Origin of the sequence: Pantoea sp. AG1095 (genome assembly GCF_003208415.1) — a bacterium.
Taxonomy (GTDB): domain Bacteria; phylum Pseudomonadota; class Gammaproteobacteria; order Enterobacterales; family Enterobacteriaceae; genus Pantoea; species Pantoea leporis.
In genome coordinates this window covers 24409-50202 of sequence record NZ_QKMJ01000018.1, presented here as the reverse complement: position 1 = coordinate 50202, position 25794 = coordinate 24409, and the positions used below count along the sequence as shown (strand labels likewise).

Here is a 25794-nt window from a genome sequence, read left to right as displayed (position 1 = left end):
GACAGCTCAACGAAAGACCGAGAAAAACGTTAGACTATGAATCACCCGCAGAGCGTTTTAACCAATGTGTTGCATCCATCAGTTGAACTCACAGCTCTAAGCGGGCTTTGACTCGCGCGCCTGTTTGCGTTGTGCCAAAGCGGACTTAATTTATTTTAAAGATTAACTAACCGACAATTCGCAAAACCTATTTGTGCATAAACCCCGGCAGAATCAATTTGCTTTTCTCTCAGCCCGCTATCCCTTCCAGCGTGACCGATGCTCCGCCGCAAACAATGACCAGTACGTTATCAGCAGCGTTAAACCTGATCTTACGGTCGTACAAAAGTGAGAGTGACACGCCGCATGCTGGCTCAGTAAGTACTCGATGGTCATCGAGAAAGCGCCGGCAGGCTTGCAACGCTTCCTGGTCGGAAACCAGCATACTTCTGACATCCAGCCGTCTGGCCACATTGAAAACATTTTCGCACACCTGACTTGCGGCCAGCGTCGTGGCTATGCCGCTGACCTTATCAAGACGCACCAGCTTACCGGCATTAAGCGAGGCGTGAAGAGAGGCCGTGCCGTGGGTTTCTACGGCGTAAAGCGGAATATGGCCAAGCTGATGTTTCTCCAGCCCCTGAGCGATGCCGGACAGCATGCTTCCGCCACCAGTGGAAAGGATCACCGCATCAGGCTTTACCCCTTCGCTGATGACCTCATCCACGATTGTGCTGATGCCCTCCCACAAAAGTGGATGATCAAAGGGATGCACACAGATGATGTCATCTGTCGCCAGTGACAGGGCGTAGTCGTTCGCCTCACTCCATACCTTCCCGTGCACAATAAGCCTCGCGCCTTCCTGCTCGATAAGCTCTTTTGCCCTGGCAGACGTGCTTTCTGGCACCACGACAGTCACCGGCAACCCCAGTTTGCGGCCGCAATGTGCCACCGCTATGCCTGCATTGCCGCCAGATGAACTGATGAAGGCTGTTGCGCCCCTTTCCGCGTAGTGGCGACAAATATTCTCCGCGCTCCTGAGCTTGAACGATCCCGTCGGCTGGGAAGATTCCATTTTAAGCCAGACATGGCATTCGCAATGCTGACTTAAAGGCAGTGAATGTATAAGAGGAGTCCGGATACTTATTCCCATGAGTGTGTTCCTTATGATTTCTTTTCCTGATAAACGGGAGCGTTTCAGTCTGAGGGACAGATTTATCATAAGGGGTACGAGCGTAAAGGGATGGATACAACGTCTAACGAAAGTACTGGTTACAGTTACGTCCTAACAAAGTAATGGTTCGTCCGCTTCTCGCTCATAGCGGACCTTGTCTAAGACGCACTTCTGCTTCGTGCCAGAAGAGGACTTTAAGCACCTTAGCCGCCCTGAGGGCGGCTCTCAGTCTCAACTCATTTCTCAGAGTGAAAGGCCCAGTCAGCTGCTGTCGCGAGCGACACAAACGGGCCAGCTAGTGTGACGTTGTGGTGGCTGATGATTTCATTTGCGGAAAGGTAATTGTTATCCATTGTCGTGTGCGCATCTGAAATCAGCACGGTCCTGAATCCCTGTTCGGGTGCTGCGCGGCAGGTAGTGTCCACACAGAATTCTGTTTTCATCCCGGCGATAACCAGTTCCTTAACACCTCGCTGACTAAGCTGATGCTGCAGGTTCGTATCCCGGAAACAGTTGGGGTGCTTTTTGATAAACACGACATCGTGCTCAGCGTTCACATTCATTTCGGGTATCAGTTGTGTCAACGGACTTTGCTCAGAGAAGTGAGAATCATCAGGTCCGGTGTGGCGGGCAAAAAATACGGGCACCTTAGCCTGCCTCGCTTTTTCAATCAGCAAGCAGATGTTAGACAGAACCGAGTCGGCAAAATACGGTGAGGCGGTGCCACGGAAAAGTCCCTGCTGCATATCGATAACTAAAAGCGCATTTTCAGATGAAATCATGATGTATCTCCATTCAGTGAGTCATGAACGGAGAAATTTTCTTCCCCGTCCGGTTTGGCGGGGAGTCAGAGTCTGTTTTGTCAGGAGCCAGTCACAGATACGCCCACGCCGCCGAAAGTTCCGGTGGTGGTAACGGTTGTAACTGGATGAACTGACTTAATCATTTTCTGACTTTCTCTTATGGGTTGGGTATCAGGAACAGGAAACACAACGAATCCAAAAAAACTGCTCTTTTCTTTTAGCACTGAGATTTACCGGATTCAACAAATGTGTTTCCTCAATATTGCCGAGCTTTGTTGGCACCCCCTGCCCCGCAAAGGAAAGCAATTTGGCTTCCGCTTCTCGCTAACATGGGACATTGGCCTGACGTCATTACACTTTTTGGCAGAAGCAGATATTATCTGAGTTATGCAGTTTCACTTGGCTTAGCTCGTCTATTTATCTCATTGCATCTTATAGCAGGTTAATGCTGTTTATCAGATAGCAACGGCTTCATGAAACTGCGTTCGTGGCTAAGGATGAACTTTTTGTGGTTAGTTTCATCGAAAAGTTTGACACATTCAGCCTTACTTAAAGTGGCTACTCTGTATTCTTCATACTGCACAGGTGGCAGTAGCGGCCTGGATCAAAATGGCTCACCTGCGAAATGGCGACTATCTATTCCAGTCTCGCGTCGGCTCAGAACGCCACATCTCAACCCGGCAATATAACCGTATTTTTCACGGATGGATTGAGAAGCTCGGTCTCGACGATTCGCTTTACAGCACGCATTCTATGCGCAGGACTAAACCTTATCTAATTTACAAAAAACAAAAAATCTGAGGGTAATCCAGCTTCTGTTGGGCCATAAAAAACTCGAAAGCACAGTTCGTTACCTGGGCATTAAAGTCGATGATGCCCTGGAGATATCTGAATCGATTGAAGTCTAACTAGCGAGGGTTGCAACAGCAGCCCTGTGCCAGAAGCAGACGTTGATGATTTATTTATATGCTCTGCTAAAAAAGTCCCCTAAGCCCAACACATTCAATCCTCACTGGCTTCATGATTAACAAGACGCGCACGGCAGACATCCAGAATTTCATCAGCCAGAGCGGAATTATCTGGGCAGGCACGAGACAACACCAGTGCTCCCACAAGATGGGCGATGGTATCTATCAGGTCAGCGCGCGTGCCATTTTCAGCTCCTAAAACGGCGAGTTGGCTTTCAAGTCCGGCGGCAAATGTCGCCTTAATTGATTCAGACTGACGGGATGTATCGGTGCCCAGTGCTGACATCACGCACCCTTTTCCCATATCATCGCGATGTTGTCGGGAGAGGTAGTATTCAATAAATTTTTCCCGGTCCACACCTGCCGTGCTTTCTGCAGAACGCGTAAATCCGCAGCTCATCGCTTCCGCCATCAGGTCTGCCTTTGAAACAAAGTGCTTGTAAAACCCGCCATGGGTTAAGCCTGCCGCTGACATCAGTTCCGCCACGCCCACGCCATCGTAACCGCGTTCGCGAAAGAGTTCTGAGGCCGTTTCAACAATGCGTCTCCGGTTTTCCCGAACCTGTTCTTTCGACACTTTCATGCTTTCCTGCCCCTCTTAAAAATTGAGTTTAAGTATACATTGATGATGACCGTAATCAAACGAGTTGACATTATAGATTATGATCATCATCATTATATTGACACCTTAACCCACCATTAACGGGCGAATAAGCATGACGAATCAGACATTATTTCAACCCTATGAACTTGGCTCACTAACACTGGCCAACCACATCGTGATGGCACCGCTGACACGTAACCGAGCCGGAACGGGGCTGGTACCGAGCGAACTGGCGGCGACCTACTACGCCCAGCGTGCCACAGCAGGATTGCTGATCACTGAAGCCACGCAGATCTCCGCACAGGCGCAGGGCTATCAGGATACGCCGGGGATCTACACGCAGGCTCAGATCGATGGCTGGCGTAAAGTGACTGACGCGGTGCATGCCAAAGGTGGGCGCATATTTGTACAGTTATGGCACGTAGGACGAATTTCTCATGTCGATTTACAGCCGGGTGGTGCTGCACCGGTCGCGCCGTCTGCCATTCGCGCCGAGACAAAAACCTTTGTGAACAATGGCTTTGCTGATGTTTCTGAGCCACGTGCGCTGGAGTTGCAGGAAATACCGGGGATTATCGACGATTTCAGAACGGCATCGGCCAATGCCATTGCCGCCGGCTTTGACGGCGTAGAGATTCACGGCGCGAATGGTTATCTACTGGAACAGTTCCTCAAAGATGGCGCAAATCAGCGTACTGATGAATACGGCGGCTCTGTTGAGAATCGTGCGCGCCTGCTGCTGGAAGTCACGGCGGCTGTAAAAGATGAGATTGGTGCTGACCGCACCGGCGTACGTATTTCACCGGTTTCTCCTGCTAATGCGATTTCGTGCAGTGATCCGCAGCAGCAATATGATTACGTCGCTGACCAACTCAGCGCATTAGGCATCGTGTACCTCCATGTAGTTGAAGGTGCGACGGGCGGCCCGCGTGATGTATCCCCGTTCAATTACGACTCCCTGCGCCAGCGTTTTAAACACACCTACATTGGCAACAATGGCTATGACCTGGAACTGGCGTCTGCTCAGCTTGCGCAGGGTAAAGCCGATCTGTTCGCGTTTGGTCGCCCATTCATCTCCAACCCCGATCTGGTCGAAAGGCTGAAGACGGGCGCACCTCTGGCCTCAATCAATCCTGAAACACTTTATGGCGGTGGCGCAGCGGGATATACCGATTACCCGTCGCTGACTGAGACCAGTGAGTAAAGCACCGGTGTGACGGTTCTTCATACATCGCACATGGCGAATTCTGTTTACACTTTAATAAAGAAGATCAAATTATGACTAAAGCTTCAGTTCTCATTACAGGCGCATCCACGGGTATTGGTGCGGTTTACGCTGAACGGTTCGCCCGCCGGGGCCACGACCTGGTTTTGGTTGCGCGCGACAAAACGAAGTTAGAAATACTGGCCGATCGTCTGCGACAGGAAAATGGCATTTCTGTCGATGTTTTGCCTGCTGACCTTACGCAAACGAGCGATTTAGCTGTGGTCGAAGCTCGCCTGCGTGAAGACGCGCAGATTGGCATTCTTATCAATAACGCGGGTATTGCACAGTCCGGCAGTTTTACAGAGCAGACACCTGATTCAATAGAAAGCCTTATCGCGCTTAATGTTACTGCGCTGACGAGACTTGCCAGTGCCGTGGCACCACGCTTTGTGCAAGCAGGCGAGGGATCGATCGTCAACATCAGTTCCATCGTCGGCCTCGCCCCAGAATTTGCCATGACGGTTTACGGCGCCACCAAAGCCTTCGTGCTTTTCCTGTCTCAGGGAATGAATGTCGAGCTGTCATCTAAAGGCATTTATATCCAGGCGGTGCTCCCTGCCGGCACTTACACGGAAATCTGGGACCGTGCGGGTATCGACATCACTAACTCGGCAAAATTCATGGAAGTGGGCGAGTTAGTGGATGCCGCACTGGTAGGTTTTGACCGCCGTGAACGGGTTACCATTCCGCCTTTACATAATGCTGCCCGCTGGGACACCCTGGATGCTTCGCGTCAGGCTCTGCTTTCAGACATCAAACAAGATGAATCCGCAGAACGATATAAATCACTGTAATCAATGAGGTGTCCTGTGCAGAACGGTCTTCCGGCTGTTCTGCACAGCGGTAAATCCGACATAAATCCATTACAGCCTGTCGTCTCATCAGCGATGAGAAACCTAAAACATCTCATGAAGGCCTTATTCAGCATGGCAAAAAAACGTGTTGCACTGATTACCGGCGCGTCCTCGGGTATCGGCGAAGCGTCTGGTCATAAACTTTTAGCCGCAGGATTTACGGTATATGGTACGAGCCGGCGTGGCGCTCAGGCGGGAAAGCATCCATTTCCTTTACTGGCGCTGGATGTGACGGACGACGCTTCTGTCGAGGCCGCCATTGAGGAGCTGTTGCGTCTGGAGGGGCGAATCGATGTTCTGGTTAATAATGCGGGCTTTGGGGTTGCTCCTGCGGCGGCGGAAGAGAGTTCTGTCGAACAGGCCAAACACATTTTCGACACCAACTTTTTGGGCATCGTCAGGTTGAGCCGCGCAGTGATCCCTCATATGCGCCGTCAGGGCAGCGGGCGCATCATCAATATCGGTTCGATACTCGGCATCGTTCCGTTGCCGTATGTGGCACTTTATGCTGCCAGTAAGCATGCGGTCGAAGGGTATACCGGAGCACTGGATCATGAACTGCGCACACAGGGCATCAGAGTGTCTGTCATCGAACCTGCCTACATGAAAACACAGTTTGAAGCCAATAATATCGAGGCGGATGCAAAGCTTCAGGAGTATGACCAGATCCGGGCTAAGCTGACGAAAGTGGTGAGCAAAGCAATGGCTGAGGCGGAAAGTCCGGAGGTGGTGGCTGACGTGGTGGTTAAAGCTGCTCAGACTTTACGCCCGAAGGTGCGCTACACGGCGGGAAGGCTGGCAGGTCAATTGAATTTTATTCTCAGATTCGCCCCTGCGTCATTCCTGGATAATGTGGTGCGCAAAAGTCTTCAGCTTGATGCGAAAAAATAAATGAAGAATAAGACGATGAAAGCACTTACGTTTAAACGCTATGGTAAATCCCCTGAGCTGGGATTCGATAACATCGATTGCCCTTCCCCCGATGATAATGAAATCCTGGTAAAAGTTTTCGCTGTGGGTCTGAACCCGATTGATAACATGATCCCAACCGGAATATTCAAACCGGTTTTGCATTTTAAACTCCCCGCCACTTTGGGAAGCGACTTAGCCGGGGTTGTCATCGCCGTGGGGAGTCGAGTGATGCGGTTCAAGCCTGGTGACGAAATTTTCGCCAGCACTTTCGACACGGGAATAGGTTCTCTTGCGGAGTTTGCAGTGGTGCCAGAGAGCGCTGCAGCCATAAAACCCACGAACCTGGATTTCGTGCAGGCGGCTTCGCTCCCGATGGTGAGCCTCACATGCTGGCAGGCGCTGACAGAGCGAGCCGGGTTGCAGCCTGGTCAGAAGGTCTTCATCCCGGCAGGTTCCGGGGGGATTGGCAGTTTTGCCATCCAACTGGCGAAGCACCTTGGCGCACAGGTGGCCACGACAACCAGCACAGACAACGCCGGATGGGTGAGTCATCTTGGCGCAGACGAAGTGATTGATTATAAAAAGCAGGAATTTGAAAACGAGCTGAGCGGCTACGATGTGGTTCTCGGCACTATCAGAGGCGATTCAATTGAAAAATCCACCCAAATTCTCAAACCGGGTGGAAAGATTGTTTCTCTCATCGGTCCATTAGATGCTGCGTTCGCCCGGTCGCGGAGACTAAACGTCCTGCTGCGTTTAGTTTTCGGGTTGATGAGCCGCAAGATCATACGTCTTACAAAAAATCGAGGCCTCATTTATTCATTTCTTTTTGTCCGTCCTGATGGCGATCAGCTCGCCCAAATCGGCAAACTCATTGAGGCGGAACAAATCAAGCCGGTGATCGACGAGGTATTCCCTTTTACAGAAGCAAAGGAAGCTCTTGCCTATTTGGGTCAGGGGCACGCGAAGGGCAAAGTAGTCGTTAAGATGCAGGAGTCATAACTAATGAAATTTGAATCTGTTTAAGAATATCGAAAGAAAAACTCCACTAATTTGACGATATATCAAGGGCATGTTGTCTGCTAAATTGATGGCCGTGAATGTCCGCTATTCGCTCATAGCGAGCCTGACGCGCGCGTCCGTTTCCTGCCGTTAGCGGATGCGACGGCTCTGAATGAGAAATTAATAGTTGAAGGTATAAGATCTCTGGCTGACGGTGATTTTAATAATGAGCGAAAAGATCATCGGCTTAGTATCTTGTAGACGAATGTCATTACCGCCCATGAAACGCTCTTTGTTGAATTATTCAATAATGCGTATTAATAAAGATGATTTATACATTGCCGAATTTATTGAAAAGGCCAAAACCGAGCTTAAATTCAGCAAAGAGATCATCGCCCTTACCTTCAAAGGAGAACCGGTAAAAAAATCAGGGAAGAGCTTATCAAAGTAGTGAAGGTGCATTATATCAGGGCTAGTTAGCATAATGCTGCTCGGATTAAAAAATCGATTTAAAGCCACCTTTGATATTTATCTGCGAAGCGCCAATTGATGCTATCGAATTAGCTACGTTAAAACGTTAACATCTGGTGCATCGTGGCGGAAAGAATAAAGACGGAAATGCGGTCGTGGTGACAGATCATGATTTGGATGAGTTAATTGATAATGCCATGGCTATAGGTGAAAAAATTCACCTCAGTCTGGAAAATGCGATTAATGGTGAATCGGTTGAAACAAATACTGATTTCTAAACCGGCTTTAGCTGACTTATTGCTTTTGAATGAAATCACACTAACTGAACTCTGCATCAGAAGACCATGCCACGCATGACAGGTACGGCTTTGATATGTGGCCTGCCCGACCTCTGTCGCCAGAACACTCACGGCAGAACATCGGGCAATTGCGCGCTATCCCTGCCCGTTACGTAGCATAAAGTCAGACGCAGAGCCGTCCTCAGGGTTCACAAAAATGATATCATCAGGTTCCCGACGGGGACTGTCGATGGACAGGAAAACGACAGGCTCTTCAATGAGCGTTGGCAGCGCATGAACCACGTTACGCTCAAAAAATAACAGGTGACCCGGAGCAAACTCGGCCTCGGTGCTTTCATCTTCCATCCAGAACGTCCCTCTGCCGGATACAACATATAAATACTCATCACACTGCTGATGGAAATGCGGGGGAACACCTTTGTAGGCTCGGAAGACCCTACAACTGGCTTCAGGCCTGTCCGTCAGATATTCATCCGCTAGCATGCTTTCAGAGGTCTCAGGGAGTTTCTTGGCTATTTCAGCAGGAATGAACCGCTCGGATTTCTTTTGGCTTTTAGTTCCCATATTTAATCCCTTTTAAAGTTAACGAAATTTCAGATGCGTACTTTATGAGATAAATAAAGCAGATATTTTATGAACCCAACCATCTGATTAATACCTCACTACTCAAGCGCACCTGCCCCTTAAAACTATAGGCATACATTTTCATTCTTAATATACTGAGTTTTTTCTCATGCACTCATGAATTAAAAGCCCATTGGATAATTAGTGCTTAATATAAATAACTGGTGTGACAAAATACTTACATCGTGATAACAATTTGCGCGCTTTATTTAGTTTAATTATTCATACAGGCAAGGTCATAATCGTGAATCAACCTTCAAACTTCAAGAACCGTCCAGGATGGGTCGGTAAACTGCTTGCAGCAATACTGTTGCTGTTGGGAATCTACATGCTTGCCGGCGGTGTCTGGCTTATTTCGCTGGGAGGTAACTGGTATTACGCCATTGCAGGCGTCCTCAGCATTCTGTCTGGGGTGGCCCTTTTCAGGGGGAAAGCTATTGCGGTTCTCTGGTTCAGCCTGCTGTTCTTCGGCACGCTGTTCTGGACGATATCTGAATCCGGTACGGATTACTGGCGCTGGGTGCCTCGTTTCGCACTGATACTGGTGCTGGCGATCGCGTTCTCCTTCCACCTGTCAACGCTGCTTCCACGCCTGCAGCGTAAGCACAGCGGGGCTGTGACGGGAGTACTGGTTCTCACCTTTATTGGCGCGGGCGGTCTGGCATTTCTTCCTCATAACACGACCGAAGCCAATGGTTTTCCGGCACCTGACGGTAAAAACTTTTCCGCTGACACCGGCACCGGCACTACGTCACAGGAGGTCAAAAATGACTGGCCTGCCTATGGTGGAAATCTGTCTGCAGCGCGTTATTCCTCTACCTCACAGATTACGCCTGCTAACGTCAGTAAACTGAAGGTTGCCTGGCAGACGCATGCGGGAGATTTGCCACCAGGCGCTCGCTGGGGTACGGAGAACACACCAATCAAGGTGGGTGACTTCCTGTATGTCTGTACAGCTGCAAACAACATAGTCGCCTTAGACCCTACTACGGGAAAACAAAAATGGCGCTTTGACCCTAAAATTAACCGGGATGCGCTGCCATATACCCCCGCATGCCGCTCTCTGGCCTATTTTGACGGTACTCAGAAGCCCTCTCAACAGCCTTCGCAGCCGGCTTCGGCTCCTGCTATTGCTGCTGTTTATCAACACTGTGATCGCAGGATCATTCTGGGCACGCTTGATGCCCGTGTATTCGAGGTGGATGCGCAGGACGGAACCCGTTGCACTGATTTCGGCAATAACGGCGAGGTATCGATCCTTAAGGATATGGGTGAAACCTACACCGGCTACGTTTCGATTACCTCCGGAGCGGTAGTGATCAGGGATACGATTGTTGTTGGTCATCAGGTCATTGACGGCCAGCGTGTCTTTGGCCCGCCAGGCGTTACTAAAGCCTACGACGTTCGAACCGGCAAGCTAAAGTGGGCATGGGATGCTGCTAATCCAGAGGACGCCACGCCCAAGCACGGCAATGACGCTTACAAGCGCGGAAGTCCTAACGTTTGGACCTCGTTTACCGGTGATGAAAAACTGGGGCTGGTGTATCTTCCTGTCGCTAACCCTTCCGGTGACTACTGGAGCGCGCCGCGTACCCCTGCTGAGCTGAAGTACGGCGATTCGCTGGTAGCACTTGATATCAACACCGGGCTCCCGCGCTGGAACTTCCAGACGACCCATCATGACATCTGGGATTTCGATCTGGGCTCACCTCCTACCCTCGTTGACTATCCTCAGGCCGATGGCAGTAAAATTCCCGCTATCATTCTGCCGACCAAAAACGCTGAGCTTTACGTTCTTAATCGTGAAAATGGCAAGCCGCTGTTTGATGTGATTGAAAAGCCAGCGCCACAGGGAGGAACCGACCCGGATAAGCGTTCGCCGACCCAGCCATATTCCACTTTCAATAGCATGCGCAAACCGGATCTGACGCCTGCCAGCACCTGGGGGCTGACGCCATTGGACCAGCTGTACTGCCGGATTAAATTCCAGCAGGCTGACTACAGAGGCGCCTATACGCCGGGCTCAATCGGAAGACCGTTTATTTCCTATCCGGGCTACAACGGCGGAAGTGACTGGGGTGGCGTTTCAGTTGACCCTGTGAATGGTCTAGTCATTGCCAACTATAACAACACCGTTAACTATACCGAGTTTGTGGCAAGGAGCGTTGCGGATAAGCTTCACGTCCATCCTTCGGATAAAATTGGCTATAACCTTGACACCCATGCCAGTCCGCTGACACCACAGAGCGGCGCGCCGTTTGCGCTGAACATCAATCCGGGCTGGCAGAATGGCTTTACCGGCATGCTCTGCAACGAGCCCGCGTACGGTGGCATTCGTGCAATTGATTTGCGTACCGGGCACACCGTCTGGGATCGCCCGCTGGGGACGGCCAGGAAAAATGGTCCATTTGGCATTCCAACCGGTATGCCGATCAACATCGGAACGCCTAACAATGGGGGTTCTGCCGTCACCAAAGGCGGGCTGGTCTTCATTGCAGCAGCGACGGATGACCTTATCCGTGCCATTGATATTAGAACCGGGAAAACGGTCTGGTCAGCGCCGCTGCCGGCAGGTGGCCAGGCAAACCCAATGGTTTATGAACAGAACGGTAAAGAGTATGTGGTGATCGAAGCAACCGGACATCATTTCATGAGAACAGGTAAAGGCGATTACGTCATCGCCTACGCGTTACCGGACACAATCTGATAGCCATCACGGCACCTGCGGGTGCCGTTTTTGCGGCTGCTACACTCAGCGATAATTAAATTTAAGGAGAGTGTATGAAGGATGAACACGCTAAAAAAAACCGCTGCAGGTTTACCTGCAGCACGAACTCCTACTTCAGAGCGACAAAGCATGGAGCGGGCAGCCTTATTAGCACTATCCTTCGGGCAGGCCACAGCTTTCCGTCATGCGTATGACCCTCCCACCCCACACGGAATTACCCCGGCATACCCACCCATGCCGATGCAGCCTAAGTGCTGTCAGGCAAGTTAACCATGCAGTAAAAAGAGACGGGATAATGCTATACACTTTATGCGAGTGAGACGCTTAACGAGACCACAGACAGCACGCAACGGGGATTTACCCTCGTTGATGCGGTAGAAATGGTTAAATTTTTTGCAGACGTGGAGGTGCAGGCTCTATCAGAGTCATTAAAAGGACAGATGTCTGAGTTTTAGTTTTTTTGCCGCCACTTTTTTGATTAAGGGTGTAAAACCCGACTCAATGCCCTATGCCCTTACACAGCACACGCGCACAGCCCATTGCCAGCTCTTCCAAAGTCATTTCATCCCGGGGAACCCTGGCAGCCTGATCGATCATCCCGACGAAGCATCGCGCGACCGTCAGCGCATCGACGTCCTTGCTGAACACCCCCAGCTCCTGCTCCTGTGCAATATTGTCCGCGATCCATACGGCGAGCGAGGCTTTAGTTTCCGTGCAGCCCGGCGGCTGGAACAAACCAATTTCTGTCAGATCCGGATCTTGTGCGAGAAAACTCAGAAAACTGATAAAGCTGAACTGGAGACTTTTGACCAAGGCTTCTCCGCCGATGGGCTTTTGGATCAGCAAATCTTTCGTGATGATCCTGAGTCTGCGGCGAAACTCATGAATGAGCTCCTCATATGCGGCTTCTTTGCTGTCAAAATAGATGTAAAACGTGGGTTGGCTCAGCCCGCTGGCTTTGACGATATTGCTCACTTTAGTGCTGTGAAATCCCAGTCTGGCGAATTCGCGGCAGGCATGCTCCAGCAGGCGCTGGCGGGTTACTTCGCCTCTGGTAGGCTGCGGACTGTTCTGAGGCTGGGTAACGCGATGTGACAAAGCAGGGCTCCGATAAGTAAACTGGATCAGCAACGCATCTAGTGTAATCACTCTCTAACAGCTAAGTAAAATAATGGATTATGTGTGGACACCAAGATTACTCACAAGTAACATTACTTTTGAGTAATGTTACTTGTGAGTAATCTAGAATCTACAGGGAGGCTGCTTGATGAAGTTATATATTTACGAGCATTGTCTATTCTGCGTCCGGGCCCGCATGATTTTCGGGATAAAGAAAATTCCTTTTGAACTGCGGGTTATGTCTGAAGCTGATGCTGAAACGCCCACCAGCATGGTCGGTAAAAAGATTGCTCCCATTCTTGAGAAGGACGACGGCACTTTCATGGCTGGGAGTAGGGATATCGTTCACTACGTTGATGGGCAGTATGGCGGGAGGTTCCTGAAAGGCACAGGGAATGCCAGCTCGGTGAACTCGAGACTCTCCTGGAGTACTGGGAAGAGATCAATGAATCGGACTTCAGGCTTTATCCCTTATTGCGCTCGCTCACGATTGTCAATGACATCCGATTCGGTGCAAAGACGCGCATCTATCTTGATTTCATGTCTGCCCTGAGCGGCGTGAATAACTTGTTTGATCAGGCTCAATAAGCCAATTGTTACTATTCAGGAGGCACTATGACTGTACCGGTCGTCGCATTATTTACTGTTAAGGAAGGCTTTGAAGATAAGGTTCAAGAAATGTTTTGCAGCGTCATTGCGAGAACTCTGAGTGAAGAAGGCTGCATTACTTATCAGCTTAACCAGGACGCAGAGAATCCCCGTCGTTTTGTCTGGACCGAAGAATGGTCTTCTCTTGACCTACTACAAAAGCATCTGAATGCTGACCATATCGTTAAACTCTTCAGCGAACTCCCGCCGTATATTGAGCATTCAGAAGTCGTGGCACTGAAAAAAATAGCGGGCGGAAACGCCTGAAACCATCTGACCGGCAGGTAATGGTCTGATTTCATTACCTGCGGGGAGAACGGGTAACTTTTGCTCAGAATGCTGTTCTGTCCCCGCCCGGCACGCCTCTTATGTTGTCATCCCCTGATGCAGGCGTTAGGATATTCGGTAACCCACCCGCCCTCTGTAATCATCTTATGTGATAAACATGACCGGAATCCCCGAAGAAAGTCAGTCCCTGATCAAACGGATACTCGCGACTGCTGCGATTGATAAAAATGGCATATACAGACTGCCTTCTGAACGGGTCCTGGCGGAAAAAATGGGGGTTCAGCGATCCATTATCCGAAATGCCCTTTCCTCTCTGGAATTTTTTGGTTTTATTGAGCGTAATCAGGGAAGCGGAACGTTTCTCAGAATGCCTCGCCTGTCATTTGCCAACCTCTATTTTGATATTGCCTCACAGTTAGGCTACATCTCGCTCGATACCATCGAAGACGCCCGGGAAATGTTCGAGAAAATGCTGGCCGAAGAAGCGGCCACGCATGCATCTGATGAAGAAATTGCCGAACTCGAACGCCTGAGCGATCTGATGGTGGCGGTTGAAGGTTTTGAAGAAAAGGTTGAGGCAGACTATCAGTTTCACCTGGTGCTGGCTGGTATGACCCATAATCCTGTCATCATGCTTTTTTATCAGAGCATCGCTTCTTTCATCGCCGATTTGCTAAGAAAACGACGCAGCATCATGAAAGGTCTGAACGAATCGGAAACCCGCATTAACAGCAATCACAAAGATATTGTTAAGGCCATTGCGGCCCGCGATCCCGATGCCGCCAGGGCAGCCATGGAGGCACATTTCGCCCACTGGGAGCGGGAAAATATGCTGATGAATCTGCTTATGCAGTGATCATGCAACCGGCTGCATGCCGCCGGCTACATTGGCTGTTTGTCACTCCAGTTCAGCACCTGCAGGCAGAGGTTCACGAATGGTAAAGACCACCACCAGACAAAGTGCCGCGGCGATACCCAGCGTGATGAACACCGCATTCCAGCTGTAGTTATCCAGCAATACTCCGACGATCAGAGGCATACACACCGCTCCCAGCTGCCCGCCCATGTTAATAATCGCGTAAGCGACCGGATAGGTTTCCCTGGACGCCCGGGCCATGGCATATACCGAGTAAGCTGAGTACCCCAGCGCTATCAGAAATCCCAGGCAGAACAGCAGCAGGCCCAGCAGGTAGGGGTTCTGTGGCGCTATAGTCATCAACCCTGTCATCACAATCGTGCAGACTGCACTGAACATCATTAGCGGCTTGCGGCGCTTGGCCAGCAGATTATCCGAAATCCAACCGCCGCAAAGATTCCCTATCACGTTTCCAGCGAACGGCGTGGCAGCCAGCGCCGCGGAAGCCACGATGGACAGCTTATGTTCCTGCAGAAGATATTTTGGCAGCCAGGACATAATCACGCCGTCAACAATCCCCACCATGCACATGTAACCGATTGCTGCACCGTAAATATCCCATGACCGGAAAATAGACCGGGATGAGTCGAGTGGGGTGAGCTTTGTCGTTCTGATCATGCGGTCAATGAAGCCATAGCGGAACGCCCGGCTTTTGAAACGTCGCTTGCTCCCTTCTTCATCACGGCTGACTTCCGCGATGTAATCCGCCTCCTGCTGATTCACAAAGCGGCTTTCTGCCGGGGTATTCCTGACCAGGACATACCACACCAAAGCCAGAATGACTCCCGGTATTGAAAAGAACAGAAAGATATGGCGCCAGTCATAATGAATCAGAATCCAGGCACAGATGGGAGGAACCAGCAACGGGCCGAATTTTGAACCGGCCAGAAAAATGCCCGTGGCCGTCCCCTTCTCTTTCGTTGGAAACCAGTTGTTGATGGTGGCTGTTGAGCTGATCACGACGGGAGCTTCGCTGACGCCCACCAGCGCGCGCAGAATTTTAAGGTGCCAGACAGAATCAACTTTGCCCATCATAAACGTGAAGACGGATGTCAGCAGCATACCGGCGGCATAGGAAAACCGGATCCCTTTACGTTTAACAAAAAAGCCCGCCGGGATCTGACATAGTCCGTAACCGGCAAAAAACAGGCTGATGATGAGACCTATCTCTGAATTGGTCAGGTCATATTCTTTCTGGATAAAAGGAATAGCGAAGCCGATGTTTGCCCGGTCTGCCTGTGCAACCATAAAGAGTATAAAAATGAGTGCTATCACAAACCATCTGTACTGACTCTTCCTTTTTAATTTATCAATCATGATAAGCCCTTTATCTTTCGAATATTTTCAATGGCAAGGCTTTAAAACAGAGTCGCACACACCCCTGCACACGCAGAGGCGTGTGGATGACATGCTTTATTGATTAATCCAGGATGCAATGTTGGAGGCAAGTGAACGTGCGGATATCTCATAGCGGTCATGAAGCGTTGGCAGCGCGCCAGCATCCAGGAATCTATCCGGCAGCCCGACCTGCCTGAATGGCCGGAATATTCCGTTTCGCATCAGCGCGGAGGCTACGGCTTCGCCCAGTCCGCCAATCACCGTGTGGTTTTCTGCGGTGATCACCAGACAGTTACGTTTTTCCGCCTCACGGCAAATAGTTGCTTCATCCAGGGGTTTGATGGTTGGGGAGTGCAGTATCGCGACGCTGATACCCTCTTTTTCCAGCAGGTCACGGGCCTGAATGGCGCGCATGGTCATCAGGCCAGTCGAAATAATCAGCGCCTGGTGGCCGTCTGCCAGCAGCTTCGCTTTTCCGACCTCGAACCTGTAGTCAGGGAACCGATCCAGAATGACCGGCACTTTTCCTCGCAGCAGGCGCATATAGACAGGACCTTCATGTTCATATATGGCCGGAATAGCCTGCTGAATATCAATCGCATCGCATGGATCGATGATGGTCATGTTCGGCATGCCGCGAAAAATAGCAATGTCCTCTGTTGCCTGATGACTGGGGCCATATCCCGTTGTGAGCCCCGGCAATGCACAGATGATTTTGACGTTAAGCTTTTCCTCTGCGATAGCCATACAGATGAAATCATAGGCTCGTCGTGCGGCGAACACGGCATAGGTGGTGACAAAAGGCGTAGCCCCCTCGCGGGCCAGCCCTGCAGCGGCGCTCATCAGCAGCTGCTCAGCCATACCCATCTGATAAAACCGTTCCGGGAACTCGCGCGAGAAAATGTGCAAATCGGTATAGGCCGCCAGGTCTGCCGACATGCCGACGATATCATTGTGTTTTTTTGCGAGCTCGACCAGGGCATGGCCAAAGGGAGCCGGAATGGTTGCCTGCCCCTCTTCAGCAATTGAAGCAATCATGGCAGATGTGGTCAGTTTTTTAGTGGTCATAGTGGCCTCATTGAGTCGGAAGTGATTTTCAGATATGGCGTTTCAGGACATCAAGTGCCTGCTGCCACTCGGCATCAGCTACGCGAATGAAGTGATTTTTGTCTCTCTCTTCCAGGAAAGGCACTCCCTTGCCCATCAGCGTATCGAGAATGATCACGCGTGGCTGATCGCCCGCGTGATGCCGGGCCGCATCGAATGCACTGACAAGTGCCTGCAAATCGTGCCCGTTCACGCGCTGAGCAAACCAGCCAAACGCCTCAAACTTTTTATCGACCGGCTCAGTGGCCAGAACTTCCTGACTGTCTCCGTCCGCCTGTTGGCGGTTAACATCTACCAGCGCGATCAGGTTGTTGAGCTTCCAGTGGCTGGCGGAAAGCGCGGCCTCCCACGTCGACCCTTCATTCAGCTCACCGTCCGACAGCAGGTTATACACCGCCGCATTGTTCCCTTTTCTCTTAAGGCCCAGCGCCATGCCAACAGCAATACCCAAACCATGCCCTAGCGAGCCGCCGGTAATTTCCATCCCCGGGGTATAGGCCGCCATGCCGGACATTGGCAGAATGCTGTTGTCGCTACCGTAATTCTCGATCTCGTGCTCAGGAATGATTTTTGCCTCGATGAGAGCGGCGTACAGGCCAATTGCGTAATGACCGATTGAAAGCAGAAAGCGGTCACGACCTTCCCATTCAGGATCTTCCGCCCGGAAGGACATGGCATGGAAATAGGCCACCGTGAGCGCATCGGCAATGCCCAGTGCCTGCCCTATATAACCCTGCCCCTGCACGGCGCCCATACGCAGGGCATGCCGGCGAATCGAATAAGCGTGTTCAGAAAGGCCGTGAAGGTTGTGATTCAGTTCTGACATCAGAAGTCCCCTTGAGTGATATGTCTTAATGGTTTACCACTTAACAACAAACCTCGTTCTTATGTCCATTTACGCTTGCTGTATAAATAAATAACTGTGAGAGCGATCTCGATAAATGGTTAACCATTTAATGAGAATTGACTGTGACCGCCTTTTTGAAGCTGATAAAATAGGGTCAGTCTGGTGTTACAAGGTTTGAAAAATGAGAAATTATGCGGAGATCCCTTCACTGAAGTGTCTCCAGGTTTTTGAGCATATTGCCCGGGCGGGAAACGTGGTTCGTGCGGCTGAAGCGTTGGGTATTTCTGCGTCAGCCGCGAGCCATCAGCTAGCCACGCTGGAAAAGAGCCTGGAGTGCCAGCTGTTCGAACGTCACGCTGCCGGCGTGAAACTGACCGCCAGGGGAGAAGCTTACCTGGAGATCATTGGCGTGCATCTACAGGGGCTGATTCAGGCAACCGCGGAGATGAAGGCCGCAGGCCGCGTGAACAAAATCCATATTCACAGCTCACCCACCTTCGGCTACCTGTGGCTTTTACCGCGCATTCAGTCATTTCAGCAGCAGTATCCCGGCACCGAAGTTAAGCTGGCATGCTCGTATGAGGACGTGGATTTCGGACGCGGCGAAGTGGATATCGCTATCCGACATGGTCTTCCGTCATGGGAAGGTTTCGATATCAGGTCCGTGAGAAATGAACGCATTCTGCCCATGGCATCACCGGAGTACCTTGCGCACGCACCCGTTAGTGCGCCAGAGGATTTGATCTCACGCAGGCTTATCTATTCGGAAAATACATTACTACGCTGGCCTGAGTGGTTCCGGGCACATAACATCGCCCAGCCCGCCCAGCCCTGGCTTTTCAGGTTTGATCGTTCATACATGAGCCTGGAAGCCGCCGCGATGGGGCACGGTGTAGTGCTTGAAAGCGAGCTTCTGGCAGAGAAATTCCTGCGTCAGGGTACGTTGGTCAGGATCCTTCCTGAGCAGTTTAGCCATACCATCAGCGCACATCATCTCGTCATGCCGCTGGGCTACCGGAGCAGGCCAAAGCTGCAGAATTTTCTGGGATGGTTTGAAGAAAATTTAGGCTCTGCCGGGACTGTAAATACACCTGCCCTTACCGGCCCGTCTGACAGTCAGACAACGTCCGTATCTCCATCATAATCCGGGTGCATAAGATGCTCTCTAGACCTACAGCTTTAGGCTGAAGACTTCCTTTTCACTTGATGAAAGAGAGGAAATATCCAGAGGGCTGATAGCAAAAGTCAGCATCATGAACTGACGCTTCTCACTCATAGCGGGTATACGCTCCCTGCATCGAGGCTCTGGCTTCATGATAAAGACATAACAGTCGCTTCAACACATCTGGCTTTTGCTGCCAGTGAACGGGCCATAGTCGACGAATTCTGGCGTGCCGCTCTACAGGTAGGCGGTAGAGACAATGGCGAACCGGGAATTCGCCATCATTACCACTCTCACTATTACGCCGCTTATATCTTAGACCCTGACGGTAATAACATCGAAGTCGTCTGTCAGAAAGGATGAGTAAGATGGCCGGACGACACTTTGCGAAATTGAACCCCATCTGAATTACGGCCTGCTAGTTTCGCCTGTCTGCTACCCGCGAAGTGAAATATCGTGTGGTGAGTTATTGCTTTGTTACGGCAGCAAAATTTACTGCCGCATCAAACGTGGTGATTCAGCGGGCTTTCTGCACCATCAGCGTCGTACCTTAGACTTGCAACGTCTTTCAAAGGAGAGCGGCCAAAGAAACGGGCGTACTCGCGATTAAACTGAGGCACGCTGCGATAACCCACCTCCATGGCAACAGATGTGACGCTCTGCTGGCGCGCCAGTAATTTGGTTCTGGCATGGAGAAGACGTACGCGCTTCTGATACTGGACCGGACTCATGTTTGTCACGGACTTAAAATGACGATGAAAAGCCGATACGCTCATGGCTTCCTGTGCGGCCAGTGATTCAACCACAAATTCATCAGCAAAATTATGTCTTATCCAGCGAATCGCATTACCTATCCGCGCCAGCATGGTTCCCGGTGAAGCAATATCCCTCAGCATCCAGCCATGTGGGCCTTTCAGAACATGATAAAGGATTTCACGTTCATATACCGGTGCGAGAGCCGGGATATCTTCAGGGCTCTTCATCAGGCGAAGCATTCTTATCCAGGCATCCAGCAGCTCGGGCGTGACTGCAGCAACGGAAAAAGCACCCGACTGTGGATCAGCCTTCACGGGAGGTAAATCAGCCAACAACGTCGCTATCCGCTCAGGTGTCAGGGTCAGACTAACCGCGAGATAAGGAGCACCGGTGGCCTCGGGAAGGACTTCGCCTACGGCTGGCAAATCTACTGACATGACAAAGTAAGAAGCAGGGTTGTAGTGGAATACCCGGTCACCTACCGTCATGGATTTACTTCCCCGCAGTATGAGATTAACCATCGGCTCATAGACCGCAGCCAGAGCATGCGCGGGAACGTCCCCCTGCACCATTGCCACACGCGGTATACCGGTTTCGGTTCGCCAGTTTCGGGCATGAGCGGCCAGAAGGCGCAGTTCGTCAAGCAGGGATTCCAGTGTCAAGGTCAGCCTCCTCAGTATGATTAAAGCGAGCATAAAGCAGAAAAAGGCAAGAATCGAGCAGGAACGCAGAGGCTGAGCTGTCCCGGAGGTTTTATCCTTTTTCCTCTCGCAGACAGAAAGGATGAAACCTTGAAAATTGTACTGATTACCGGCGGCAGTGGCGGAATTGGCGCCAGTGTGGCGCAGCAGTGCGCGGCTAAAGGGATGGGGGTGATTGTGACTTATAACAGCCATCCTGAATCTGCCCTGAGGGTTGTGAAGGAGATTGAAGCGTCAGGCGGCCATGCCGTTGCGCTGCATCTGGATGTGGCTCGCACCGAAACCTTCGGCACTTTCCGCGATGCCTTACTTGAGATAGTCAGTATCACCTGGGAACGTGAGCACATTGACGTGCTGGTAAACAACGCCGGGTTTGGGCTCTTCAACCCGATTGAAACGGTGACGGAGAGTGAGTTCGACACTCTTTTTGCCGTGCACCTGAAGGGCCCTTTTTTCCTAACCCAAAAGCTGCTGCCTCTGATTTGCGATGGAGGACACATCATCAACGTTACCAGCGCCACCACGCGCGTGGCCACGACAGGTGTTGCGCTCTACGCTGCCTTTAAAGGCGGCCTTGAAGTACTGACCCGTTATATGGCCAAAGAGTTCGGGCCGCGGCGCATCCGGGCAAACGCAGTCTCTCCGGGTGCAACCCGTACGTCGCTGGGCGGAGGACTGAACGAAGAATTTGAGAAACTGCTCGCCTCACAGACCGCGCTGGAACGCATGGGGGAGCCGGATGATGTCGGCCGGGTAATCGCAGGCCTGGTCTCTGATGACAGCGTCTGGATCAACGCACAATCCATCGAGGTCGCCGGCGGCTACCAAATCTGAATCCTTCCGGAGATTTTATGCTCGATCATCTGTTTTTAACGGTCAGCGATACAGACCGTTCTGTCCGTTTTTATACGGAAGCGCTTGCTCCTCTCGGCATCACGGTTCGTCATGATTATGACGGAAAAGAGGGGCCGCCAGGCCACCCGGATTTGAAAGGGTTCGGTGTTCAAGGCCGGATCTTTTTCTGGCTACGCGAAGGAACTATTGCGCCAGCTACTGTACATGTCGGGTTTGTCGCGCGAAATCAAACAATGGTGAATGAAGCCTATGCTTCAGCCATGCGTGCCGGCGCGTCTGACAATGGCGCACCTGGCGCCCGGCTTCACTACGATCCCCGCTACTACGCCGCCAGCGTTTTCGACCCCGATGGCTACAGCCTTGAATTTGTCTTTAAAGAATGGCAGCACCCTCAATCATGAAAACACTACTGATTTATGGCGCCACCGGATACACGGGACGTATGACCGCCGCACAGGCTAAAAGTGCCGGCCTGAATATTATCATTGCCGGCAGAAACAGGCAGCGACTGGGAGTATTTGCCGGTGAACTTGACGTCAGTATGCGGGTTTTCGGCCTGGAGGACACTGGTGAAATCGCGCACGCGCAGTTGCGGAAGTTACCGGGGCTGACGGGAAGATCCACCGACTTATGGCGCTGAGTATAAAGCCGCCAAGTTTTTATGCTGCATATGGCAGTAAGGTTAGACTGTATGAACGGAGCCTGAAGCGTTATTTTTCCCTCTTCACTCATTGCAGACCTCATTTCTAAACATGTCCCCTTTGTGCCAGAAATGGGCGCTGGTAGTCTTGCATTACATTAATAATTTCTGAGCAGGTCGGGTATATCCTGAACAATATTGAAACCATAAGTATCTAATCATAAATAGAAAGCAAATCAGCAGGATTGAGTTGGAAGCCTTTTTTTCTGCATGTGAAAAAATAAATTAGCATACCTGATTAGTCACTTCAGCCACACAAACCATCACCTCCATAAATAATTATGTGGTACTATTTATACCTGACCAAAACAGGATAGCGTGATGAATTTCAAGATACATGACAAACTCATACATGAAGTTGAATCTCCTAAAGGACTTCTTTATAGGATGGTGATCACTTATACTTGCTTTATGGCAACCTTGATTATTGTTCTCTCTTTTGCTATTGGTGACACTTCAAAAATCAACTTTTATTTCTTCATTAATTCTTGCACTGTAGCAGTGATGGCATGGTTTATCAGGAAATCTTTTAATATCCAATCTACTGAGGTGAACTTGCTTGTTTTTAGAGTGAGTTTGTTTCTGCTTTTGAACTCATCCCTGGCTTCAATGGCAGGCGGACTGGGTTTAATAGAAAGAGATACAGCATCATTAATTGCTTCAATTATTTATATTCCAGCCATATTAATGATTATTTTTTTATTTGAAAAGTTTATATCCTACGTGAACCATAATTATAAATCAGCGGTTAATCTTTCACTTACAGACGAATTAACAGGGTTGCCTAACAGAAGACATTTGAATGTTATATTGAGAGGATTGGAGAACCGGTCAGGAACTATCTGCATTGCTGATATTGACCACTTCAAAAAAATTAATGACACATATGGTCATGAGGCTGGAGACAGGGTGTTGAGAGATACCGGGCTGAGGCTAAGTAATCTTGTAAGCGAGAATGTTTTTATTGCAAGATCGGGTGGTGAAGAATTTGCCATCGTTATCTTTGATAATATCAACGCAGAAGATATCATCAGAAAAATTAAAACTTCGGTTTCAGATGCATGCAACGGAAGTTTCGGTATCACGCTAAGCATTGGTGTGGCAACCAAGCTTAAACATGACTCATCTTCCTCTGCTATCAATGCAGCTGATGATGCCCTGTACAGAGCTAAGAGAGCAGGTAGAGATTGCATTATCTACGACCAGTCTTTTAAAAATAATTAATTTTCCATAAAAGGGAGGAAGAAAGTTAAGGAGAATTTCCGCCCTCTTTTGTTTGATTAACTGAAAGCTAACGGTTTTTATGGAAAAGTCGGATGTCCGCTTTTCGCTCATAGCGGAGCTGACATACCAGTCCGCTTAATGCCAGAAACCGACACAACTATTATTTTAGTGCCCACGCCTAAAACTATCTTTTGGCCACAATCCGCATTTCCACAAGGGCATTCTCAGGAATGAACTCTGACACGCCTATAGCTGACCAAGCTGGATATGGCGCCTTTACATACTCATCTTTTACTCTGGAAAAAACGTCGATATGTTTTTTGAGGTCAATGTGAAAAGTGGTCATCTCAAGTATGTGTTCATAGTTTAAACCAGCGGCATTTAAATAAACGCCAAGCTTATAAAAGGCATCATGAAATTGTTCTTCAGGATGCTTACTTATAGGTTTATCTCTTCGTGCTGCGGTAACACCGGAAAGATATACTGTGCCATCTGCTTCGATAACGGGGGAAAAGTGCCAATCATCGAAATAGTGTTGAAATTCTTCAGGGACGATAGATTTTTTCATAATTTCATCACCAGTTGATGAGTTAATAAATGTCAGCATTTACAACATTAAATGCTCTCAGCGCTCAGGATGTTCAACCTATCCACCCATTGCTCATTGAGCATAGAAGATATTGCCATGCGCGCATATCCTTATTGTGCCAGTCGCGGACGACTCTTATGTCACGATTCATTCATGAATATCGAATGAATCCCTGATACGATAAAATAAATAATCTGCCTGAAGTACGTGCAAAACAAAGAATTATCGTTGTGCATACTTCCTGCAGAAACTGCGCAGCCTGTCAGGAAACTAAAAATAAAAAAAAGTTCTCAGCTTGCTGCCTAATTATATGGCGCTTACCGTCAGCTGAGAACTGTCGCGTTACCTTTGAGATAAGCCATCCGGAGTCATGGAGCGATCAAAGGAGCGCCGAATTAGCCTGATACTTAACCCTGTCCCTACAGCCAGGCAGATAGCCATCGTCAGAAGCGCGACGATAAAAGCATGGGTAATGATTGCGACGCTGTTACCGTTCCCCAGCATGCTGTAAAAAATGCCGCCGATAACCGCGACACTTAGCGCAGTGCTAATTTGTAATGTCGAGCTGGTTACGCCAGCAATCATACCTGAAAACTGTGGCGCGACCCGGCCTGTCACCATCCGCACCAGAGTTGGCATTGCCAGCCCCTGCCCCAGCCCAGTCAGGAAAAGTAGCATGGCGAGCGGCAGCATCGCGGGAGAGTGACCGGGCATCGTCGTAGCGATCAATCCTGCCATACCTGCCAAACCTGCGGTTTCACATCCCATTCCGATGGCGCTAAGGTAATTTCCGGCATACTGCCTCAGATACGGTGTCAGTAACGGACCAATGAGAAATCCGACACCAAAGGGTAGAAAAAGCGTGCCTGCAACCAAGGCATTTAAATGTAAGGCACTCTGCAGATAGACAGAAAACAGAAGAAAGAACGCGCCGATTGAATAAAACAATAAAACAATCATAAGTCCCTGGCCTAGCCCTGGCGCACGTAACACGCTCGGGTTGAGCAGTGGCGATCCCCCTTTGCGACTGAGGTTGTGCTCATATCGCCATAACAGTGAGGCCAGCAGCGGGAAAGCAGAAAATAACAGCCACGTCCACCAGGGCCACCCCGCCTCACGCCCTTCGATTAGCGGCACAATCAGTGTACTCAGCGTTAATGTGGCCAGCAGTGTGCCAACGGGGTCAAGTCGCTGAGCAGCTCGCGGCCGTTTTTCTTGCAGCAGTGGCAGGCCAAAGAGAATCACCAGCAGCGTCACAGGCAGATTAATGAGAAAAATTGTCCGCCATCCAAGGTGGAAGAGATCGGCTGATATCAGAATGCCGCCCAGAACCTGTCCAATAACGGAGGCCAGACCAAACACGGCTCCATATATACTGAGCGCTAAGGGTCGCTCCGCTTCGGGGAAAATGGACTGCACGGCGGCGAGCGCCTGAGGAGCCATAATGGCGGCCGTGGCGCCCTGTAATATGCGTCCAGCAATCAGTATCCAGGATGACCAGGCAAAACCACACAGCAATGATGCCGCGGTAAAACCAATCAGCCCAAGAAAAAACATTTTTCCCCGACCATAAATATCGCCCAGACGACCTCCGGTGATTAATGTCACGGCATACACAGCGGCGTACGATGAAATGACCAGCTGTTCTGCTGAGGAAGATGTGCTCAATTCATTATGAATAGCAGGCAGTGCCACATTAACGATAAAAAAATCGAGCGGTGGCAAAAATGCACCTACCAATAAAATGACAAACATAGCCCAACGGCGTGGCTCGGCTTGCAGGATGCTATGTGCCGACATAGATCACTCCTTATGGAACGGTACGGTCCCTGTTAGGGATGTGTGGTCATCGCAGAATG

General features: G+C 50.2%; 27 protein-coding genes and 2 pseudogenes. 18 read left to right on the top strand and 11 right to left on the bottom strand.

Annotated elements, in window-relative coordinates; genetic code table 11:
• Window positions 1–229: 229 nt before the first annotated feature.
• On the bottom strand, window positions 230–1132 hold the full coding sequence (locus tag DEU53_RS22380; protein WP_110868409.1) for a pyridoxal-phosphate dependent enzyme: 903 nt from the start codon (window positions 1130–1132) through the stop codon (window positions 230–232).
• A 257-nt stretch (window positions 1133–1389) separates the two neighbouring features.
• Window positions 1390–1935 carry a cysteine hydrolase family protein gene (locus tag DEU53_RS22375; RefSeq protein WP_110868408.1) on the bottom strand — a complete coding sequence of 182 codons (546 nt, stop codon included), beginning with the start codon at window positions 1933–1935 and terminating at the stop codon, window positions 1390–1392.
• Between the two features lie 609 nt (window positions 1936–2544).
• Here DEU53_RS22375 and DEU53_RS23250 point away from each other — a divergent pair.
• Window positions 2545–2864, top strand: a pseudogene (locus DEU53_RS23250) (tyrosine-type recombinase/integrase); the annotation flags it as partial.
• 94 nt (window positions 2865–2958) lie between these two features.
• Here the strand turns inward: DEU53_RS23250 and DEU53_RS22365 are convergent.
• Complete coding sequence (locus DEU53_RS22365) at window positions 2959–3507, bottom strand: TetR/AcrR family transcriptional regulator (protein ID WP_110868407.1); 549 nt, start codon at window positions 3505–3507, stop codon at window positions 2959–2961.
• Between the two features lie 133 nt (window positions 3508–3640).
• On the opposite strand from DEU53_RS22365, the gene DEU53_RS22360 reads away from it, so the two are divergent.
• The 6 genes from DEU53_RS22360 (at window position 3641) to DEU53_RS23350 (ending at window position 8312) form a co-directional block, all read left to right on the top strand.
• Entirely contained in the window at window positions 3641–4732 is a 1092-nt protein-coding gene (locus DEU53_RS22360) for an alkene reductase (RefSeq protein ID WP_110868406.1), read from the top strand.
• Between the two features lie 74 nt (window positions 4733–4806).
• Complete coding sequence (locus DEU53_RS22355) at window positions 4807–5589, top strand: SDR family oxidoreductase (RefSeq protein ID WP_058960726.1); 783 nt, start codon at window positions 4807–4809, stop codon at window positions 5587–5589.
• A gap of 132 nt (window positions 5590–5721) precedes the next feature.
• Entirely contained in the window at window positions 5722–6540 is an 819-nt protein-coding gene (locus DEU53_RS22350) for an oxidoreductase (RefSeq protein ID WP_110868413.1), read from the top strand.
• Window positions 6541–7563, top strand: coding sequence for an NADP-dependent oxidoreductase (locus DEU53_RS22345; RefSeq protein WP_110868405.1), 1023 nt, complete (start codon window positions 6541–6543; stop codon window positions 7561–7563).
• 226 nt (window positions 7564–7789) lie between these two features.
• Window positions 7790–8014 carry a hypothetical protein gene (locus DEU53_RS23355; RefSeq protein ID WP_146222861.1) on the top strand — a complete coding sequence of 75 codons (225 nt, stop codon included), beginning with the start codon at window positions 7790–7792 and terminating at the stop codon, window positions 8012–8014.
• A 136-nt stretch (window positions 8015–8150) separates the two neighbouring features.
• Window positions 8151–8312: a hypothetical protein gene (locus tag DEU53_RS23350; protein WP_370445579.1), complete on the top strand. Its 162-nt coding sequence runs from the start codon at window positions 8151–8153 to the stop codon at window positions 8310–8312.
• Window positions 8313–8468: 156 nt separating this feature from the next.
• Here DEU53_RS23350 and DEU53_RS22340 read toward each other — a convergent pair whose 3' ends face one another.
• On the bottom strand, window positions 8469–8897 hold the full coding sequence (locus tag DEU53_RS22340; RefSeq protein ID WP_110868404.1) for a cupin domain-containing protein: 429 nt from the start codon (window positions 8895–8897) through the stop codon (window positions 8469–8471).
• A 304-nt stretch (window positions 8898–9201) separates the two neighbouring features.
• On the opposite strand from DEU53_RS22340, the gene DEU53_RS22335 reads away from it, so the two are divergent.
• Window positions 9202–11664: a membrane-bound PQQ-dependent dehydrogenase, glucose/quinate/shikimate family gene (locus DEU53_RS22335; RefSeq protein WP_233501838.1), complete on the top strand. Its 2463-nt coding sequence runs from the start codon at window positions 9202–9204 to the stop codon at window positions 11662–11664.
• A gap of 519 nt (window positions 11665–12183) precedes the next feature.
• On the opposite strand, the gene DEU53_RS22330 is transcribed toward DEU53_RS22335, so the two are convergent.
• On the bottom strand, window positions 12184–12783 hold the full coding sequence (locus DEU53_RS22330; RefSeq protein ID WP_110868403.1) for a TetR/AcrR family transcriptional regulator: 600 nt from the start codon (window positions 12781–12783) through the stop codon (window positions 12184–12186).
• Between the two features lie 169 nt (window positions 12784–12952).
• Here DEU53_RS22330 and DEU53_RS23240 point away from each other — a divergent pair.
• The 4 genes and pseudogenes from DEU53_RS23240 to DEU53_RS22315 form a co-directional block, all read left to right on the top strand.
• Window positions 12953–13120: pseudogene (locus DEU53_RS23240) on the top strand (glutathione S-transferase N-terminal domain-containing protein); the annotation flags it as partial.
• Between the two features lie 107 nt (window positions 13121–13227).
• Entirely contained in the window at window positions 13228–13392 is a 165-nt protein-coding gene (locus tag DEU53_RS23235) for a hypothetical protein (RefSeq protein WP_255610334.1), read from the top strand.
• Window positions 13393–13419: 27 nt separating this feature from the next.
• On the top strand, window positions 13420–13719 hold the full coding sequence (locus tag DEU53_RS22320) for a putative quinol monooxygenase (RefSeq protein WP_110868401.1): 300 nt from the start codon (window positions 13420–13422) through the stop codon (window positions 13717–13719).
• A 178-nt stretch (window positions 13720–13897) separates the two neighbouring features.
• Window positions 13898–14596 carry a FadR/GntR family transcriptional regulator gene (locus tag DEU53_RS22315; RefSeq protein WP_110868400.1) on the top strand — a complete coding sequence of 233 codons (699 nt, stop codon included), beginning with the start codon at window positions 13898–13900 and terminating at the stop codon, window positions 14594–14596.
• Between the two features lie 42 nt (window positions 14597–14638).
• On the opposite strand, the gene DEU53_RS22310 is transcribed toward DEU53_RS22315, so the two are convergent.
• From DEU53_RS22310 to DEU53_RS22300, 3 genes are all read right to left on the bottom strand, one after another.
• Complete coding sequence (locus DEU53_RS22310; protein WP_110868399.1) at window positions 14639–15973, bottom strand: MFS transporter; 1335 nt, start codon at window positions 15971–15973, stop codon at window positions 14639–14641.
• 96 nt (window positions 15974–16069) lie between these two features.
• Window positions 16070–17062 (bottom strand): transketolase family protein, encoded by a 993-nt coding sequence (locus DEU53_RS22305; protein WP_110868398.1) that lies wholly within the window; start codon window positions 17060–17062, stop codon window positions 16070–16072.
• 28 nt (window positions 17063–17090) lie between these two features.
• Complete coding sequence (locus tag DEU53_RS22300; protein ID WP_110868397.1) at window positions 17091–17927, bottom strand: transketolase; 837 nt, start codon at window positions 17925–17927, stop codon at window positions 17091–17093.
• 202 nt (window positions 17928–18129) lie between these two features.
• Here DEU53_RS22300 and DEU53_RS22295 point away from each other — a divergent pair, with 202 nt between their 5' ends.
• Window positions 18130–19092, top strand: a complete 963-nt coding sequence (locus DEU53_RS22295; protein WP_110868396.1) for a LysR substrate-binding domain-containing protein — start codon at window positions 18130–18132, stop codon at window positions 19090–19092.
• A 78-nt stretch (window positions 19093–19170) separates the two neighbouring features.
• Window positions 19171–19473: a VOC family protein gene (locus DEU53_RS23230; protein WP_110868411.1), complete on the top strand. Its 303-nt coding sequence runs from the start codon at window positions 19171–19173 to the stop codon at window positions 19471–19473.
• A gap of 140 nt (window positions 19474–19613) precedes the next feature.
• Here DEU53_RS23230 and DEU53_RS22285 read toward each other — a convergent pair whose 3' ends face one another.
• A complete protein-coding gene (locus DEU53_RS22285; RefSeq protein ID WP_110868395.1) occupies window positions 19614–20561 on the bottom strand; it encodes an AraC family transcriptional regulator in 948 nt (315 codons plus the stop codon).
• Between the two features lie 96 nt (window positions 20562–20657).
• On the opposite strand from DEU53_RS22285, the gene DEU53_RS22280 reads away from it, so the two are divergent.
• The 4 genes from DEU53_RS22280 to DEU53_RS22260 all read left to right on the top strand — a co-directional run bounded on the left by DEU53_RS22280 (window position 20658) and on the right by DEU53_RS22260 (window position 23346).
• Complete coding sequence (locus DEU53_RS22280; protein ID WP_110868394.1) at window positions 20658–21401, top strand: SDR family NAD(P)-dependent oxidoreductase; 744 nt, start codon at window positions 20658–20660, stop codon at window positions 21399–21401.
• A 17-nt stretch (window positions 21402–21418) separates the two neighbouring features.
• Window positions 21419–21823: a VOC family protein gene (locus DEU53_RS22275; RefSeq protein WP_110868393.1), complete on the top strand. Its 405-nt coding sequence runs from the start codon at window positions 21419–21421 to the stop codon at window positions 21821–21823.
• A complete protein-coding gene (locus tag DEU53_RS22270; RefSeq protein ID WP_110868392.1) occupies window positions 21820–22062 on the top strand; it encodes a hypothetical protein in 243 nt (80 codons plus the stop codon). Before DEU53_RS22275 ends, DEU53_RS22270 begins: the two co-directional genes overlap by 4 nt.
• A gap of 381 nt (window positions 22063–22443) precedes the next feature.
• Complete coding sequence (locus DEU53_RS22260) at window positions 22444–23346, top strand: GGDEF domain-containing protein (RefSeq protein ID WP_110868391.1); 903 nt, start codon at window positions 22444–22446, stop codon at window positions 23344–23346.
• A gap of 184 nt (window positions 23347–23530) precedes the next feature.
• On the opposite strand, the gene DEU53_RS22255 is transcribed toward DEU53_RS22260, so the two are convergent.
• Window positions 23531–23914, bottom strand: a complete 384-nt coding sequence (locus DEU53_RS22255; RefSeq protein ID WP_101761070.1) for a Rid family hydrolase — start codon at window positions 23912–23914, stop codon at window positions 23531–23533.
• 363 nt (window positions 23915–24277) lie between these two features.
• Window positions 24278–25735, bottom strand: a complete 1458-nt coding sequence (locus DEU53_RS22250) for an MFS transporter (protein ID WP_110868390.1) — start codon at window positions 25733–25735, stop codon at window positions 24278–24280.
• Window positions 25736–25794: the final 59 nt, after the last annotated feature.